The organism is Pseudomonas sp. SbOxS1 (genome assembly GCF_013416725.1).
Lineage (GTDB): Bacteria > Pseudomonadota > Gammaproteobacteria > Pseudomonadales > Pseudomonadaceae > Aquipseudomonas.
The window spans coordinates 38,160-54,486 of sequence record NZ_JAAVXC010000023.1 but is presented as its reverse complement, the minus strand read 5'-3'; the positions used below and the strand labels follow the sequence as shown (position 1 = coordinate 54,486).

The following is a 16,327-nucleotide window of genomic DNA, read 5'->3' as shown; positions in this document are numbered from 1 at the left end:
GGCGGTTTCCTGATATCAGAGTTGGAACAGCATCCTGGCGATGATGCCGCGCTGCACTTCGCTAGTGCCGCCGTAAATGGTCGAGGCGCGGCGCAGGAACATGTCGTTGCTGATGCCCCTGGCCAGCGCTTGCTGCGGGAACGGTTGCTCGGGATCGGCTTCATGTGGGTGCAGATAGGCAATCGCGCCGTAGTCCCCGAGTGCGTCGATCTGCGCTTCGGTGATGCGTTGCTGCAATTCGGTGGCGCGGATCTTGAGGATCGACCCCAGGGTGTGCGACGCCGGATCGTGCTGCTGTTCCATCCGCGCGACTCGCTGGACCAGCATCTCCATGGCTTGCAGCTCGGCATCCAGTCGCGCCAGCTTCAGGGCGAACTCCGGGCGCTCGTAGAGCGGTTGGTTGCCCACCTGCAGCGTGGAACCGATTTGCCGCAGTTCGCGCATGTAGCGCTTGAGTTCGGGCAGGTCGGCAACGGTGGCGTGTTCGTTGTTGAGCAGGAACTTGGTGATGGTCCAGCCCTGCCCTTCGCCACCGATCAGGTTGCCGACCGGCACCCGCACGTTGTCGAAGAAGGTTTCATTCAGGTGATGGGCATCGTCGATGCTGCGGATCGGCCGCACGGTGATACCGGGCGTGCGCATGTCCACCAGCAAGAAGCTGATCCCCGCCTGTTTCTTCACATCCGTGTTGGTGCGCACCAGCAGGAAGATCCAGTCCGCGTGATGGGCATAGCTGGTCCAGGTTTTCTGGCCATTGACCACATAGTGATCACCATCACGCTCGGCACGGGTGCGTAATGACGCCAGGTCGGAGCCGGCGCCCGGTTCCGAAAAGCCCTGGCACCACAGGCGCTCGCCATTGAGGACGGGCGGCAGGTGCTCGGCCTTTTGCGCAGGCGTGGCGAAGGCATTGAGCACCGGCCCAAGCATCTTGTGCACGAAACCATCCTGGGTTGGCGTGCCCGCCGCGCTGCACTCGTCATCGAACACCAGGATCTGCGGCACCGACCAACCCGTTCCACCGTGCTCCCTGGGCCAGTACGGCGCGCCCCAGCCGCGTTCCGTGAGCAGTTTTTGCCAGCGTATGATCTGCTCTCGCGGCGAGCGGGCGCAGCGCTGCTGCCCTTTCAGGTCCGCCGGGACCTGATCGCGAAGGAAACTGCGCACCTCCTCGCGGAACGCTTCGAGGCTGGCGTCAGGTTGAAAATCCATGGCGATTCCCCTGTCAGTCTTTGCGGTACAGGGTGACGACGCAGGCGCCACCGATGCCGACGTTGTGTTGCAAGGCAATGCGCGCGCCCTCGACCTGGCGCTGCTCGGCGCGGCCGCGCAGCTGCTGGACCAGCTCGGTGCATTGCGCCAGGCCCGTCGCGCCAATCGGGTGGCCCTTGGAAAGCAGGCCGCCGGACGGGTTGACCACGTATTTCCCACCATAGGTGTTGTCGCCATCGTCGACAAACTTCTGCGCCCCGCCTTCCGGGCACAGGCCCAGGGACTCATAGGTGAGCAACTCGTTCTGGGCGAAGCAGTCATGCAGCTCGACGACGTGCACGTCCTCGGCACCGATACCGGCCATTTCATAGGCTTTGCGGGCCGCCGCGCGGGACATCGAATATCCGGCCACGTCACGCATGTCGCCGGACTTGAAAGTTTCCGCCCCATCGGTAGTCAGCGCCTGGCCGGCGATCGACACGCTGCGGTCCAGGCCATGTTTCAACGCATAGGCCTCGCTGCACAGCACCACCGCGGCCGCACCGCAGGTCGGTGGGCAGGCCATCAGGCGAGTCATGACCCCAGGCCACACCACCTGGTCGGCCATCACTTCTTCTGTGGTGACCACTTTGCGGAACACCGCTTTCGGGTTGTTGGCCGCGTGACGGCTGGCCTTGGCGCGAATCTTCGCGAAGGTCTCCAGCGGGGTGCCGAAACGCTGCATGTGCTCCACCCCGGCGCTACCGAAAATACGCAGGGCAGCGGGGATTTGCGCGGCACCGGGAATCGCTTCGTCGCATTGGTCGAGGAACAGTTCCAGCGGGCTCGGACGATCCGGGAAGGCACTGCCGATGGCCCCGGGAATCATCTGCTCGAAACCGAAGGCCAGGACGATGTCCACCATGCCGCTGGCAATGGCCTGGTTGGCCAGGAACAACGCCGATGATCCGCTGGCGCAGTTATTGTTCACGTTCAATACCGGGATGCCGGTCATGCCGACGTTGTAGAGCACCCGCTGGCCACAGGTGGAGTCACCGAAAACGAAGCTGGCGAACGCCTGCTGGACCGATTCGTAACCGACGCCGGCATCCGCCAGGGCCAGGCGCACGGCTTGCTCGCCCATGGCCACAAAGGTCTCGCTCTGGCCAGGTTTTACGAAAGGGATCATGCCTACACCCGCTACGACGACTTTCTGCAACATGTCTTACTCCTCAACGGTGAAAGTCCTGCCGGCTACTGGGCATTTTCCGGCCCATGGGGCCCGGTGGCAGGTTTTGAGTCCCAAGGATAGGCAGCCCCGAAGTCCTGCCGCCCCTCCCCATTCGGGGGTTTATGGCTGTGGCAGCTTCGCGCCCGGGTAGGGCAAGCCTTCCTTGCCGAGGAAGCGTCGCACCGCTTCGGCATGATAACGACTGGCCCCGCACAGCGATTGCGCGCAGGCCTCGAACTGGGTCATGGCCTGGCGGTCGGTCTCGAACGACCGGTTCAGCAGGGTCTTGGCCAATCCTAACGCATCGGGCGGCGCGTCATCGAACTGGCGGGCGAACTGCAAGGCGTTGTCGAGTAGCTGCTCCTGGGGCACGATGACCTGCGCCAGCCCTAATTCCAGCGCCTGTTGTGCATCGACCGCCCGGGCGCAAAAGATCAGCTCCTTGGCCTTGGCCAGCCCCACCAGGCGCGGCAGTACGTAGAGCATCGACAAGTCCGGCACCAGGCCCAGGCTCAGGAAGGTTGGCATCAGCCGCACCCGTGGCGTCACGAACATGAAATCCGCGGCCAGGGCCAGGGAAAAGCCGGCACCCACCGCCGCGCCGTCCACCGCCGCGATCACCGGTTTTTGCAGGTCGACCAGGCCGGCGAACCATTCATGAAAACCCAACACCAGTTTGCGCCCGGCGAACGTGCCATCCTCACCCTCCTCCAGGCTGCCCAGGTCAAACCCGGAGCAGAAGGCACCGCCGGCACCGGTCAATACGATGGAGCGAACCGAACGATCATCCCGTGCCGCCGCCAGTGCGGCCGGCAAGGCCTGGTTGATGGCGGCCTCGAACGCATTCTTTTTTTGCGGTCGGTTCAGGGTGATCAGCGCGGTCTTGCCGATCTTTTCATAAAGCACTGCACTGTCAGTCACAGCCATTTCCTCATGATGCGGCACCGGCCGGCGATGCCCGGCCGTGCCCAAGGTTCAGATTGCACAGCGGGTCAACTACAGGTTGCGGGCGATGATCACTTTCTGGATGTGGCTGGTGCCCTCGTAGATCTTGGTCACCCGTACGTCACGGCAATAGCGCTCCACCGGGAAGTCGCTCAGGTAGCCGTAGCCGCCATGGATCTGCAGCGCATCGGAGCAGACCTTCTCGGCCATTTCGCTGGCGAACAACTTGGCGATCGACGCTTCCTTGGCGCAAGGCACGCCGGCGTAATGCAGGCGCGCGGCGTGCAGCGTGTAGTTGCGGGCCACCTCGAACTGGGTGGCCATGTCGGCCAGGTCGAACGCCACGCCTTGCAGCTTGATGATCGGCGCACCGTAGGCTTCACGTTCGTTCGCGTACTTCACGGCCGCTTCCAGCGCGGCACGGGCGGCCCCCACCGCCACGGCGGCAATCCCGATACGGCCTTCGGACAGGGTGGCCATCAGGCGTTTGTAGGCACTGCCCTCCTCGGCCAGCAGGTTTTTGGCCGGTACCCGGCAGTTGTCCAGCTGGATCGCTGCCACGTGGGCCGAACGCTGTCCCATCTTGCTTTCCACGCGCACCACGATGTAGCCCGGCTCCCGTGGATCGATGATGAACATGCTCGGGCCTTTGCGGCCTTCGGGAGTATCGGTGGTGGCGGCAATGGCGAAGGCGATCCCGGCTTCGTTGCCGTTGGAGATGAACTGCTTGCTGCCGTTAAGCACGTAATGGTCGCCCTCGCGGCGCGCCGAGGTGCGAAAGGCCGCGGTGTCGGAGCCGGCCTGGGGTTCGGTGAGCAGCCCGGCGGCGATCAGCTCGCCGGAGATCATGCCCGCCAGGTACTGCTGCTTCTGCTCCTCGGTACCGAAGCGATGCAGCATGTCGGCCATGCCGTTATGGACATGCAGGATGGTGGCAAAGCCGGCATCGGCGGCGGCGAATTCCTCGATGCACAGGCAGTATTCCGGGAACGACATGCCCGAACCGCCTGACTCCTCCGGAATGTGCATGCCGAGGAAGCCGAGTTCGGCCACCGCCTTGAGTTCGGCGTGCGGCCAGGCGCCCGTTCGGTCGCGTTCGGCTGCCGTGGCGGCCACGACTTCCTGGGCCACCTTGCGGGCGGCATCGCGAATCATGATTTCCTGTTCGCTCAGAAATGCTGCAGATGTATCGCTCATGGTCTTCCTCTTGATCCGGGTCGAAAAATCGATGCTGACCTGAGCATGCGGGCTGACCACGCACGTACGCGCCTCCCGTCTCGGGAGGGGGCGCACGCCGCGGTCAGCGTCCAGTCACTTGAGCACGCCCTGCTGGCGCGCCAGGGTGATTGCCGCATAGCGGCTGGACACGCCCAACTTGGCGAGGATGTTTTTCACGTTCCACTTCACGGTGCCAAAGGTGATGTTGAGCGTCAGGGCGATTCGTTTGTTGGACATGGCCTGGGCGACCAGCCCGAGGATCTCCAGTTCACGGGGGGTCAGGCTGGGCCGAGGCCCCTCGTTCGAATGCCTCGGCGCGCTCACCACGGGCGAGGGCTGCGCCTGGGTCGTTTCATGGCTCAGCAGTGCGTTCAGATAATCGCCGACCGAGTCTTCGCCAGCGATTTCGTCCTGCCATTGAGCCAGCAACGCCAGCAGCGCCGGGCCTTCATCGAGCAGGGTCCGGACCAGCCCCATCCGGGCACCGGCCTGCACCGCCTGTTGCAGGTGGGCCCGCGCCTGTTCCGGTTGATCGAGCATGGCGTGGGCCTGCGCGCCGAGCAGGCGTGCGCGAACCACCGAGCGCCCGCGCGCCGCCTGCTCGGCGTAAGTGATGACGGCCTGCAGTGGCTCCAGCGCACTGAGCGGATCGCGCATCCCCAGTGCCAATCGCGCTTTGGACAAGGCCGCCTGGCAACTGATCTCTTCACGCGCTTCGGCGTGCGGGCGTTGGGCCGCCTCCAGTGCCACCAGTCGTGTCACCAGTTCAGCGGCGCGGCGATTTTCGCCCAGCAGCACCAGCACGCGGACTTGCTCGGCCAGCATGAATGCCAACAGCCGGTCCAGGCCCAGCACATGAAAATGCGCGCTTTGGGTTTCGAGAAAGCTCAAGGCCGCCTGCGGTGATTCTCGCTGCAAGGTAATGCGCGCACGGCAGATCGAGGCCCGGCCCATCACATCGGGCATGGACGAGCGCAGGATACCGCTGCGGTTGGCCAGCACTTGCAGCGCGTCGTCCAGTTGATCCAGTTCGTAATAGGCATCGCACATCGTCGCGGCACACAGGTTGGCCGACACCGAGCCGCGGCCATAGGCTTGCTCGGCGCGTGCGGTCACGCTGGCGCCGATGCGTTGTGCCTGTTGTGCATTGCCTTCCTTGAGGCTGGTCAGCGCCCGGGTGTTTTCAAAGACCATGGCCATGTCGTTGTCGCAGTGGTTCAGGTCGATGGGGTATTGCTCATGCAGCTTGCGAGCGTCGTCCGGGCGCCCCACCGACAGATAGGCCGTGGCCAGGGCCGACAGGCTGATGTAGCGCAAGGAGTGGTTTTCCAGCGGCGTCTGCAGGGTTGGCTCCAGCAGCCCGATGACCCGCCGCGGCTCATCGAGTTGCAGGGCGATGGCGGCATCGGCCAGCACCAGCTTCGAGGAGATCTTTGGTACACGCGACGCCTCGCTGCGGCGTATCTGTTCCAGCCAGCGCTGGGCCTTTTCCGGGCGGGCGGTGAAGGCATACGTGAGGCAACCCATGATGAACAGTTGCGGATGGGCGAACAGCGTGTCCTGAGGCAGGCGTTCGAGCAGATGCAGCATCGGACTGATATAGGCCATGCTCCAGGTCGTCGATGCGGCTTGCTCCATGGCCTCGACGGCGTCATCGCGGTCACCGCCCAGGTTGGCGTGACGCACGGCCTCCACCAGATAATCATGCTCGGCAAACCATTGGCTGGCGAGCCGGTACAGTGCCTGCACCGTCACCTCGCCGCGGGTCGCCAGGCGCTGGTTGAGAAACTCGCCGAACAGCGGGTGAAAGCGGTACCAGGGCGAACTGTCATCGGACTCGATGCGCTGGATCAGCAGATTCTCGTCTTCGGCGCGCTTGATCATGTCCCGGGCGTGGGCGCTTCCCGTCACGAATTCGCTCAAGTCGGCGTTGAAGCGGCGCAGGATCGAGACTTTTTCCATGAACTCCAGCAATTCGGCGGGCAAACAGGCCACCACGTCTTCGGTGAGGTACGCCTGCAGATCCGCCGAGTTGCGCAGGATCGAGCGCAGCTGCGATCGCCGCGTCGGGCGCACCCGCAACATCGTGGCAATGGGTTGCAGGCTGGCGGGCCAGCCATTGGTCAGGTCATGGATCAAGCGTTCCTCGTCGGCCGTCAGCGCCAGGGTGCCGAGGTTCTGCTTGAAGAAGTCCCGAGTCTCGTCCAGGTCGAAAGGCAGTTCGACGGTATCGACCTCCGCTACATGCCCCTGCATGCGCAGCCGCCCCAGGCTCAGGGGCGGCGTGCTCCGCGAGGCGATGGTGACGTGCAGGTTGGCCGGGCAATGGTCGAGCAATTTCTGCATCAAGCGGTGCGAGGCCGATGAATCGACGTGATGAAAATCGTCGAGCAGCAGGTGCAGTTCCCTTTCGATGTTTTGCGCGGCATGGGTGACCAGGGCGATCAAGGCGTTGATCGACTGCTCGCTGCCGTCACTGTTGAGCCAATCCTGTTCGATGGCGATGCCCAGGCGCTGCAAGGCTGCCAGTAGATAGGACAGGAAGCTGGCGAACTGGCGGTCGTCGAGGCTGAACGAAACCCAGGCCACATCCAGCCCGGCTTTCATCAATTCCAGTCGCCATTGGGCCAGCAGAATCGTTTTGCCGAACCCCGCGCCTCCGGTTATCAGGGTGGCGCTGCACGGTTGCGACTCGCGCAAGCGCGCCAGCAATTGCGCACGCGGGATGTGCCGGGCGCTCAAGCGCGGCGGCGAGAACTTGGTGGCGACCAACAGATCGCCGGCGTTGATGACATTTGTCTGCATGATTGGATCTCCGCCCTTGGCGTGTTGCCTGGATGTGTGGCGCATCCTGCAACAGACGAGGTGCCGCTCGCCCCGTCCGCAAGGGGGGGGGAGAGAGTCCGGGGGTGTCGCGTAATTTCCAATCCAGACAGAAACGTCAATTGCATGTTGATCGAGGATTGGAGATGAGCGAGTCCGTTTCTTTTGAACTCAAGGGCCAGGTGGGCTGGATCACCCTGACCCGCCCGAAAGCCATGAATGCCCTTAACCGCGAAATGCTGGAGGCCATGACCGCCCGGCTGAACGCCTGGGAACATGACGATCAGGTCCGTGTGGTGGCCCTGACCGCCACCGGCCCGGCCTTCTGCGCCGGCGCCGACCTCAAGGCCGGCGGCACGCCGCAGCCTGGCGAGAAAGACCTGCTGGACACCATCGTCACTTTCTTTGACGCGCTGCGTGCCTTCCCCAAGCCGGTGATTGCCGCCGTCAACGGCATGGCCCTGGCCGGTGGCCTGGAAACCGTGCTGTGCTGCGATCTGGTGTTTGCCGCACAAAGCGCTCGTTTCGGTGATGCCCACTCCAATTTCGGCGTATTTCCCGGTGGCGGCGGCGCGGCGGTATTGCCACGCAAGATTCCGGAGAACATCGCCAAATACATGCTGTTCACCGGTGACGCCCTGCCCGCCCAGGACATGAAGCACTACGGCCTGGTCAGCGAAGTGGTCGCCGATGCCGAACTGGTCGATCGCGTCCAGGCCCTGGGCGACAAACTGGCGCAGAAAAGCCCGCTGGTGCTGCGCAAGATGAAAAAAGTGGCCGATGAAGCCGGCGACAAGACTCGCGCGGATGCATTGCGCCAGGAACTGCTGGAACTGCGTGACCACCAGCGCTCCTACGACATGGCCGAGGGCGTGCGCGCCTTCGCCGAGAAGCGCAAGCCGGATTTCAGGGGCTACTGATTCGCCACTGCAACACCTGTGGGAGCGAGCCTGCTCGCGAAGAGGCCGGTACAGCCGCCACATCTTCTGTGGTTGGAATTGCGTCTTCGCGAGCAGGCTCGCTCCCACAAGAAGCGGATTGAGGCGCCCTGCCCCATTTTCTGAAAGATTCGAGGTAGCAATGGAAAACGTATACATCGTCGGCGTCGGCATGACCGCGTTCGGCCGTCACACCGACAAGACCATCAAGCAACTGACCGCCTGGGCGGTGGAGGATGCACTCAAGGACGCCGCTTGCGACCGCCAGTGGATTCAGGTGGGCTTCTTCGGCAACTGCACCCAGGGTCATTTCGATGGCCAGCACATGATCCGTGGCCAAGTGGCGCTGCTGCCGCTGGGCCTGGACGGCATCCCGATCTTCAACATAGAAGGGGCCTGCGCCTCCTCGAGCCATGCCTTCAACCTGGCCGTGACCCAGTTGCAGGCCGGCGCTGCCGAAGTAGCGCTGGCAGTCGGCGCCGAGAAAATGTTCTACAGCGACAAGTCGAAGATGTTCTCTGCGTTCGAGTCGGCCTGGGATATCGAAACCTTCGAGGAAAACAAGCATTACCTGGCGAACATGGGCAAGGGCATCGTGCCGCCTGCCGGCTCGCAATCGGAAAAACCCTACAGCCCGTTCATGGACGTCTATGCGGCCCTGGGCCGTGGCGGCCTGATGGAGCGCTATGACATTACCCAGCGTCAACTGGCCGCCGTGTCCTCGAAGAACCACGGCCACTCGGTACACAACGAGCGCTCCCAGTACCGCAATGCCATGAGCATCGAGGAAATCCTCGCCGCCCCGCCCATCACCTACCCGATCACCCTGCCGATGTGCTCGCCGATTTCCGATGGTGCCGCGGCCGTGATCCTGTGCACGGAATCGGCACTGAAGAAATACGGGTTCGACAGGAACCGTGCCGTCAAGGTCCTGGCCAGCGTGGTGCGTTCGGCCTCGGCCCGTGCAGCCGAAGACTATGACAAGGGTTGCACCCACCTGGCCGGCAAGGCCGCCTTCGAGCAGGCCGGCATCAGCCCGCAAGAGGTCGATGTGGCTGAAGTGCATGACGCCACCGCCATCGGCGAACTGCTGGCGATCGAGGCCCTGGGGCTGTGCGAACCGGGCATGAGCGGTGTGATGGCCGAACGCGGTGACAGCGCCCTGGGTGGCCGATTGCCGGTCAACCCGTCCGGCGGCCTGGAGTCCAAGGGGCATCCGATCGGTGCCACCGGCATCGGCCAGATCTTCGAACTGGTCGAGCAACTGCGCGGCAACTGCGGCCCGCGTCAGGTCGAAGGCGCGCGTATCGCCTTGCAAGGCAACGGCGGCGGGCTGTGGCGCGTGGAAGAGTCCACCGAGCACGTCGGTATTTTCGGCCGCGCCTGATCGTTTATGGAGGTCGGCGACTTCGAGGAAACCACGCATTTCCTGCGCCGCACTCCACCTACTATTATTTCACCAGAGGAAAACATGATGACCATTCGTTTTGATGATCGCGTCGCTATCGTCACCGGCGCCGGCAATGGCCTTGGCCGCGTTCATGCGTTGAACCTGGCGGCGCGCGGCGCCAAGGTGGTGATCAACGACTTCGGCGGTAGCCGTGACGGCTCCGGCAGTTCCACCGACGCCGCCCTGGCGGTGGTCGAGGAAATCCGCCAGGCCGGTGGCGTCGCCATTGCCAACGGCGCCAACGTGGCCGACTACGAACAGGTCCAGGCCATGGTCAAGCAGGCGGTGGACGCCTTCGGTCGCGTCGACATCCTGATCAACAACGCCGGGATCCTGCGCGACAAGTCGTTCGCCAAGATGGAAATGGCCGACATCCACGCGGTGATCAATGTTCACTTGATGGGCGCGATCCACTGCTCCAAGGCGGTGTGGGAGTTGATGCGCGAACAGAACTACGGCCGCATCCTGATGACTACCTCTGCCGCCGGCCTGTTCGGCAATTTCGGCCAGGCCAACTACGGTGCGGCGAAAATGGCCGTGGTGGGCCTGATGAACATGCTCGCCATCGAAGGCCGCAAGAATAATATCCTGGTCAACACCCTGGCGCCGATGGCGGCCACCCGCATGACCGAGGACGTGATGCCGGCCGAACTGCTGGCGGCCAGCCGTCCTGAGCAGGTCACCCCGGGCGCGTTGTTCCTGGTCAGCGAAAACGCACCGACCAAGCTGATTCTCGGTGCCGGTGCCGGCGTGTTCTCGGCCATACGCATGGAAGAAACCACGCCGGTGTACATCGGCAACGAGGACCTGACCCCGGAAGCCATCGAGGCGCACTTGGCGCAGATCACCGACTGGAGCACTGCGGTCGAACGCTTCGACGCCAACCAGCAGGTCAAGCTGTTCATTGACACGGCCATGGCGGCTATCAAGGCTCAACAGGCCTGAGTATTCCCGGGCCCCGCCCCGGGTTAAACTCGCGACGATGATCGCAACGGGCGTGCAGCCACACGCCCGGACGGAGAATGAACAATGACAATAATGAACTTCGCACACACGGTCGGTAACCTGGCCGTGCGGTTCGGCGATCGGGAAGCCCTGGTCAACATCGAGCGCAATCGCCGCTACAACTTCCGTGAACTCCACTCGCTGACCAACCGCATCGTCAATATGCTGCGCGCACGGCTTGGACTTCACCGCGGGGATGTCTACCTCTGCATCCTGGAAAACGACAACATCTCGCTGTTCCATGCCTGGACGGCACTCAAGGGCGACGCCGCCGCGGCCTACGCGAACTATCGCGACGCCTTCGAGGAGCACCGCTGGCAAATCGAATTCCTGCGTCCCAAAGTGGTGTTCATCGAGAACGCGTTGCTCGATCGTTACTTCGACTCGCTGCACGATCAGGGCATCACCGTCGTCTGCATGGACCCACCCGAACACCCGCGTGACGGGTTGTTGTATTTCTGGGACCTGCTCGAAGGCGTGCCGGACCACAATCCGGGGGTCGACAACGACACGCAGAAGGACACCCTGGTCTATCGCTTCACCGGTGGTACCACCGGCCAGAGCAAGTGTGTCGCCTACACCCTCGAAAACTGGATGGCGCTGCGCGACTCGATGTACCTGGAAGCCGAGCAACCTTATCAGCCCGATACCCGCTTCCTGCACATGGCGCCCATCAGCCATGGCTCCGGCCTGGGCCTGCTGCCGACGCTGTTCCGTGGCGGCTGCACCCTGACCCAGAACATCCCGGACCTGGCTCGGCTGTGCCGCAATATCGAAGCGGAAAAGGTCACCATGACCCTGCTCGTGCCGACCATGATCTATCGCCTGCTGGAATTGCCCGAATCGCGGGACTATGACCTGTCTTCGCTGCAGACCATGGCCTACGGGGCCGCGCCGATGAGCCCGGCCAAACTGCGCCAGGCCCAGGAGCGCTTCGGCAATATTTTCATGCAGATCTACGGCGCCACTGAATGCCTGCATGCCGTGGCTTTGCTGGGCAAGGCCGATCATCTGACGCAGAACGAGAAACAACTGTCCTCGGCCGGGCGCATCGCGGTCGGTGCCGAGATCCTGATCGTCGATGACAACGGCCGGGAGGTGCCATTGGGCACCACCGGTGAGCTGTGGGTGCGTTCCCGGGGCACCATTTCCGGTTACTTCAACAACCCAGAGGGCACGGCGCAGGAGTTCCACAACGGTTACTGGAAATCCGGCGACCTGGGCTACATCGATCAGGACGGTTTCCTGTACCTGGTCGACCGCAAGAAGGACATGATCATCACTGGTGGTTTCAACGTCTATGCCATCGAGGTTGAAGCGGCGCTCAATGCCCACCCCGCGGTGCTGAACTCCGCTGTGGTGGGTATTCCCCATGAAGAATGGGGCGAGGCGGTGCATGCCGAAGTGATCCTCAAGGACGGCCAGGTCGTATCAGTCGATACCCTGGTCGAGCACGTCAAGGGCCGCCTGGGCCGCTTCAAGGCGCCCAAGTCCATCCTGTTCGTCGAGGCCCTGCCCCTCAGTGTGGTGGGCAAGGTGCTGCGCCGCCAGGTGCGTGAAAAGTATTGGAAAGACAAGGCGCGTTGCGTGTCCTGATTCGCGTTTTGTCCTGAACGTTTACCCCTTCGTTTGCGCCCTGATGTCCCCTGCCGACCTTGGTCAGGCTGGGGACATCGGGGCTTTTTTTGCCGATGATCTTGTGGGAGCGAGCCTGCTCGCGAAAAACGTCCGGGCGACGCGGGCATTCAGACAACCCGTGTCATCGTTAACGTCCATCGCGAGCAGGCTCGCTCCTACAAGGAAGCTGGCTGCGCCTGCGGCAATTGCCAGCTGCCGTCCAGAATCGACTTGTCCGGCAGATAGAAGCGCACCATGTAGTTCCAGCCGGGCATGATCGGCAGGCAATTGGCAGTGGTGGTCGTGCAACCGCCAAACTGCACCGACACCCGCCCGCCCTCGCCCTTCTTCGCGGTCAGGTTGTTGAGGGTGTAGGCACCCAGGTCGTTCGGCCGATAGCGGCCATCGGCATCGTAGACACTGATCGACCAGAAGGCCTGAACCGGTACCTGGCCCACATCCAGTCGATAAGGGGTCTGCCCGTCATTACGTTCAGGCGTGACGATCTGGTAGAAGGCGTCTTTCTGCGGATTGCCACCCCAGGCGGCGGCGCTGCCGATCAAGTGGCGTACCGGGTCGACGTCGCCGGCCTTGCCGAACATATTCCGTGAATCGTCCAGCGACTGTCCCAATACGGCCAGCGCGCCGCGAATCCTCGCCCGGCTCGTCTCATCCCACTCGGGTATGTCGAAGCGTCCCGGGCCATTGGCCTGGGTCACGGCAATGGCGTCCTGTAATGCATGGACGTGGCCCTGGTCCGACGGATCGGTCGGATTGATCAGGATCCGCACGCCAAGCATCACATAGCGCGTGCCCACCTGCGCTCGGTTGATGGTGTACTGGCCGGGGGCGTATTCAACACCCACCACGTGATGGTCTTCGTTGATCAGGGCCAACGAGATATAGCGTTTGCCTGCATCCGGCAGGGTGACGTTGACAGGCCCGGCATTTAGATCGAAGACCGCGGTGGAGTACAGCGTGTCGCGATTGGGCCGCACGACGGTCTGGGCACCAGCCGGTATCAGTTCCCGCCAATGGAAGAACTGGCCAAGCCCCGCCCGCTTGATGGTCATGGCGAAATACCGGTCGGACTCGGCACGGGCAAAATTGTCGACCGTGACCGGTACCGGCGCGGTCGGCAACACCTGGCTTTGCGCAGAGGGCAGACAGGCCGCCAGCAGCGCGCAAGTCGCCAGCAGCACTTTCAATTCATTCATGGGTTTGTCCTTGGGAATAACCGATAAGCGCGTCATAGCCGCACCAACGCCGGAGGGAAATACTCACCGCTGGCCACCGGGCCCTTGGCGCCGTAGTAGCGCAACATCAGCCGGAAAGGCTCGTCTGCGATCGTCGGCAACCAGTTGTTCTCGGCCGCCCCCTGAGGCAGTTGCGGTCCGAAATACAGGGTGAGAGAGCCATCGGCGTTGTAGTGCAGGTCCGATTGCCTGTTCAGCAAAAACCGCCCAAGCGCATTGGGCAGCACCCGGAAGGTTTTGCTGTTGGTGGCGGTGATGGACCAGAAATACCGGGCAAAACCGGAAGGCAATTGTTCAGGCGCGAATGTCAGTGTGTAGCTTTGCCCGCCATCGAGGACCTGTCCATCAGCATCCCGCGCGCCACGGTAATAGTTGACCTCCGCACTGGTATTGGCCCAGATGCCGCCAAGATCGATCAATGTCCGAGTCAGATAGTCGCTGCCGTAGGCCCCGGAAATCGCTGGCCGTACCCAGCCGTTGCGCAGCGTGCCCGGACCGATGGTGGACGCCGCGCTGGCAAGGGCCGCCGAGGCGTGGGTCCTGATTTGCCGGTCGATGCGCTCACGCTCGACGGGCTGTTTGATCTGCCCGGCAATCCCCCGCACATCGGCTTGCAACAGCGCCATGCCGGGATTGAGGTCGGGTTCCTCAAGCGCAAGCAATGCGGCATCGAAGGCTTCCACCGCTGGCAGCTTGTACAGTTCGAACATCGGCCCCTTGGGTACGGCCGGCAATCGAGGCGAGCCCGTAGGCCTCAGGCTGAACCGATGCTGCAGCTGCTCGGCGACTTGCCAATCCGCCCCCAGCTCTATCCGCGTCAGCACGCGCGCCGTGCGTACCGGCAGGTCGATCCGCCGGGTATTGGCCGGCAGATCCACTTTCGCCCCCTTGAGGCACACCGCGAATTCACCATACGGATGGTCGGCGAACGCACGTTCGTTGATATTGGCCAGGGTTTCGCCCCAACCATTGAGCAATTGCACCGTGTAGTAACGATCGGTGATCTTCGGCACGCTCACCTGGGTACAACTGTGCTCATCGACGGCTATCCAGGCTTCCGAGTAGGCGACGTCGAGATTGGGATTGGGCCAGTCAACCGCACCGGGTTTACGGTGCACCAGGTGGTTCCAGGTCATGCCCTGCTGGAAATCCAGCTGCTGCTGGCGCATCACGAGCAAGCGTGCAAGCAGGTAGATATAGGCATTGCTGACTTGTTGATCGGTGAACGCCGGTTGTGCAGCAACGGGCGATTCGGCGGCACAAACACTGGCGGACGGGATTGCCCATGCAAGCAAGGAAGCGGCAAAAACGCCACTGCAACGCGCCAGACGCGATGTAACTGTCATTGTTGTTCTCCATCGTGGTCCATGAATGAACCGTTATGCCTCTGCCAGCCCCATACCGCCCCTCTCGTTAAGGGGGGTATGGGATGGCAAGCAAGCGGAGAACCTATCGTCAGGCCAGGTCGACATCCTTGAGCGACGCCATGTCGATCACGAAGCGATACTTCACATCGTTGTTCTGCATGCGCGCGAACGCCTGGTTGATGTCCTGGATGTCGATCATTTCGCAACTTGGCAGCACTTGGTGCTCGGCGCAGAAGTCCAGCAACTGCTGGGTCTGTTCCAGCCCACCGATCAACGCGCCGGCAATCGAGCGGTTGTTGATCGCCAGCAAGGCACCGTGAATCGGCTCCAGCGGTTCCAGGGCGCCGACCAGTACGAGTTTGCCGTTGCGCGCCAGCAGCATCAGGTAAGGATTGACGTTGTGGCCGCGCGGGATGGTGTCGAGTATCAGGTCGAAGCTGCTGGCGGCGGTTTTCATCGCCTGCGCGTCGGTGGACAGCAGTACATGATGCGCGCCGAGCGCCAGGGCATCATCGGCCTTGCCGGGTGAGGTGGTGATCACGGTAACCTCGGCGCCCAACGCAACGCCGAGCTTGACCGCCATGTGCCCCAGCCCGCCCAGCCCGATGACCGCCAGGCGCGTACCGGCCTTGACGTCGTGCTCGCGCATCGGCGCCCAGACGGTGATGCCGGCGCACAGCAACGGACCGGTGAAGCGCGGGTCCAGTGCCGGCGGCACCCGCAACACGAAGCGTTCGCGCACCACGATGTGCTGGGCGTAGCCACCGCGGGTCACCTCGCCGCTGAGGCGGTCCAGGCCGTTGTAGGTGGGTGTCATGCCATGGCTGCAGTGTGGCTCCTGATGCTGCTCGCAGGCTTCGCATTGCTGGCAGCTGTCGACCATGCAGCCAACGGCGACCCGATCGCCAGCGCGGTAACGCACGACTGCCGAACCCACGGCGCTGACCCGACCGACGATTTCATGGCCCGGTACACAGGGAAAGCGCGTGCTTTTCCAGTCGTTATGCACGTAATGCAGGTCGGAATGGCAGACGCCGCAGTAGTCGATGTCGATGGCGACGTCGTCGGCGCGCAGCTCACGGCGTTCGAAGCGCAGGGGTTCGAGGGGGGCGTTGGCTTCGTGGGCGCCGTAGCCGATGCAGGTGGTCATGTTCATTTCTCCAAATATTGAACAAGCAATGCAAAAACTGTGGGAGCGAGCCTGCTCGCGATGAGGCCGGTCTATCCAGCGAAGATGTTGGCTGGCCGGACGCCATCGCGAGCAGGCTCGCTCCCACAGGGTCAAG

The 16,327-nt window shown here is 63.0% G+C and carries 12 protein-coding genes; 4 read left to right on the top strand and 8 right to left on the bottom strand.

Going from position 1 to position 16,327, the window contains the following annotated elements; translation table 11 throughout:
* Positions 1 to 15: 15 nt before the first annotated feature.
* The 5 genes from HFK74_RS19080 to HFK74_RS19060 form a co-directional block, all read right to left on the bottom strand.
* Positions 16 to 1,212, bottom strand: a complete 1,197-nt coding sequence (locus HFK74_RS19080) for an acyl-CoA dehydrogenase family protein (RefSeq protein WP_180204815.1) — start codon at positions 1,210 to 1,212, stop codon at positions 16 to 18.
* Between the two features lie 13 nt (positions 1,213 to 1,225).
* Positions 1,226 to 2,413 (bottom strand): lipid-transfer protein, encoded by a 1,188-nt coding sequence (locus tag HFK74_RS19075; protein ID WP_180204814.1) that lies wholly within the window; start codon positions 2,411 to 2,413, stop codon positions 1,226 to 1,228.
* 129 nt (positions 2,414 to 2,542) lie between these two features.
* Complete coding sequence (locus HFK74_RS19070) at positions 2,543 to 3,349, bottom strand: enoyl-CoA hydratase/isomerase family protein (RefSeq protein WP_180204813.1); 807 nt, start codon at positions 3,347 to 3,349, stop codon at positions 2,543 to 2,545.
* A 69-nt stretch (positions 3,350 to 3,418) separates the two neighbouring features.
* A complete protein-coding gene (locus HFK74_RS19065; RefSeq protein WP_180204812.1) occupies positions 3,419 to 4,564 on the bottom strand; it encodes an acyl-CoA dehydrogenase family protein in 1,146 nt (381 codons plus the stop codon).
* 114 nt (positions 4,565 to 4,678) lie between these two features.
* Complete coding sequence (locus HFK74_RS19060) at positions 4,679 to 7,390, bottom strand: LuxR C-terminal-related transcriptional regulator (RefSeq protein ID WP_180204811.1); 2,712 nt, start codon at positions 7,388 to 7,390, stop codon at positions 4,679 to 4,681.
* Positions 7,391 to 7,554: 164 nt separating this feature from the next.
* Here HFK74_RS19060 and HFK74_RS19055 point away from each other — a divergent pair, with 164 nt between their 5' ends.
* From HFK74_RS19055 to HFK74_RS19040, 4 genes are all read left to right on the top strand, one after another.
* A complete protein-coding gene (locus HFK74_RS19055) occupies positions 7,555 to 8,328 on the top strand; it encodes an enoyl-CoA hydratase/isomerase family protein (protein WP_180204810.1) in 774 nt (257 codons plus the stop codon).
* 160 nt (positions 8,329 to 8,488) lie between these two features.
* Positions 8,489 to 9,733 carry a thiolase family protein gene (locus HFK74_RS19050; RefSeq protein ID WP_180204809.1) on the top strand — a complete coding sequence of 415 codons (1,245 nt, stop codon included), beginning with the start codon at positions 8,489 to 8,491 and terminating at the stop codon, positions 9,731 to 9,733.
* 87 nt (positions 9,734 to 9,820) lie between these two features.
* A complete protein-coding gene (locus HFK74_RS19045) occupies positions 9,821 to 10,741 on the top strand; it encodes an SDR family NAD(P)-dependent oxidoreductase (RefSeq protein WP_180204808.1) in 921 nt (306 codons plus the stop codon).
* Positions 10,742 to 10,825: 84 nt separating this feature from the next.
* A complete protein-coding gene (locus tag HFK74_RS19040) occupies positions 10,826 to 12,397 on the top strand; it encodes an AMP-binding protein (protein ID WP_257230362.1) in 1,572 nt (523 codons plus the stop codon).
* Between the two features lie 197 nt (positions 12,398 to 12,594).
* On the opposite strand, the gene HFK74_RS19035 is transcribed toward HFK74_RS19040, so the two are convergent.
* The 3 genes from HFK74_RS19035 to HFK74_RS19025 all read right to left on the bottom strand — a co-directional run bounded on the left by HFK74_RS19035 (position 12,595) and on the right by HFK74_RS19025 (position 16,191).
* The gene (locus HFK74_RS19035) at positions 12,595 to 13,635 is read right to left on the bottom strand and encodes a DUF1254 domain-containing protein (protein WP_180204807.1); all 1,041 of its coding nucleotides are present in this window, start codon (positions 13,633 to 13,635) and stop codon (positions 12,595 to 12,597) included.
* Positions 13,636 to 13,667: 32 nt separating this feature from the next.
* The gene (locus HFK74_RS19030) at positions 13,668 to 15,020 is read right to left on the bottom strand and encodes a DUF1214 domain-containing protein (RefSeq protein ID WP_180204806.1); all 1,353 of its coding nucleotides are present in this window, start codon (positions 15,018 to 15,020) and stop codon (positions 13,668 to 13,670) included.
* A 109-nt stretch (positions 15,021 to 15,129) separates the two neighbouring features.
* Positions 15,130 to 16,191 (bottom strand): NAD(P)-dependent alcohol dehydrogenase, encoded by a 1,062-nt coding sequence (locus tag HFK74_RS19025; protein WP_180204805.1) that lies wholly within the window; start codon positions 16,189 to 16,191, stop codon positions 15,130 to 15,132.
* Positions 16,192 to 16,327: the final 136 nt, after the last annotated feature.

Excerpts from the sequence above, each read along its gene's own strand:
- HFK74_RS19075 (WP_180204814.1), bottom strand. The coding sequence starts at position 2,413 with ATGTTGCAGAAAGTCGTCGTAGCGGGTGTAGGCATGATCCCTTTCGTA.
- HFK74_RS19060 (WP_180204811.1), bottom strand. The coding sequence starts at position 7,390 with ATGCAGACAAATGTCATCAACGCCGGCGATCTGTTGGTCGCCACCAAG.
- HFK74_RS19040 (WP_257230362.1), top strand. The coding sequence starts at position 10,826 with ATGACAATAATGAACTTCGCACACACGGTCGGTAACCTGGCCGTGCGG.
- HFK74_RS19080 (WP_180204815.1), bottom strand. The coding sequence starts at position 1,212 with ATGGATTTTCAACCTGACGCCAGCCTCGAAGCGTTCCGCGAGGAGGTG.
- HFK74_RS19055 (WP_180204810.1), top strand. The coding sequence starts at position 7,555 with ATGAGCGAGTCCGTTTCTTTTGAACTCAAGGGCCAGGTGGGCTGGATC.
- HFK74_RS19025 (WP_180204805.1), bottom strand. The coding sequence starts at position 16,191 with ATGACCACCTGCATCGGCTACGGCGCCCACGAAGCCAACGCCCCCCTC.
- HFK74_RS19070 (WP_180204813.1), bottom strand. The coding sequence starts at position 3,349 with ATGGCTGTGACTGACAGTGCAGTGCTTTATGAAAAGATCGGCAAGACC.
- HFK74_RS19035 (WP_180204807.1), bottom strand. The coding sequence starts at position 13,635 with ATGAATGAATTGAAAGTGCTGCTGGCGACTTGCGCGCTGCTGGCGGCC.
- HFK74_RS19030 (WP_180204806.1), bottom strand. The coding sequence starts at position 15,020 with ATGACAGTTACATCGCGTCTGGCGCGTTGCAGTGGCGTTTTTGCCGCT.
- HFK74_RS19065 (WP_180204812.1), bottom strand. The coding sequence starts at position 4,564 with ATGAGCGATACATCTGCAGCATTTCTGAGCGAACAGGAAATCATGATT.
- HFK74_RS19045 (WP_180204808.1), top strand. The coding sequence starts at position 9,821 with ATGACCATTCGTTTTGATGATCGCGTCGCTATCGTCACCGGCGCCGGC.
- HFK74_RS19050 (WP_180204809.1), top strand. The coding sequence starts at position 8,489 with ATGGAAAACGTATACATCGTCGGCGTCGGCATGACCGCGTTCGGCCGT.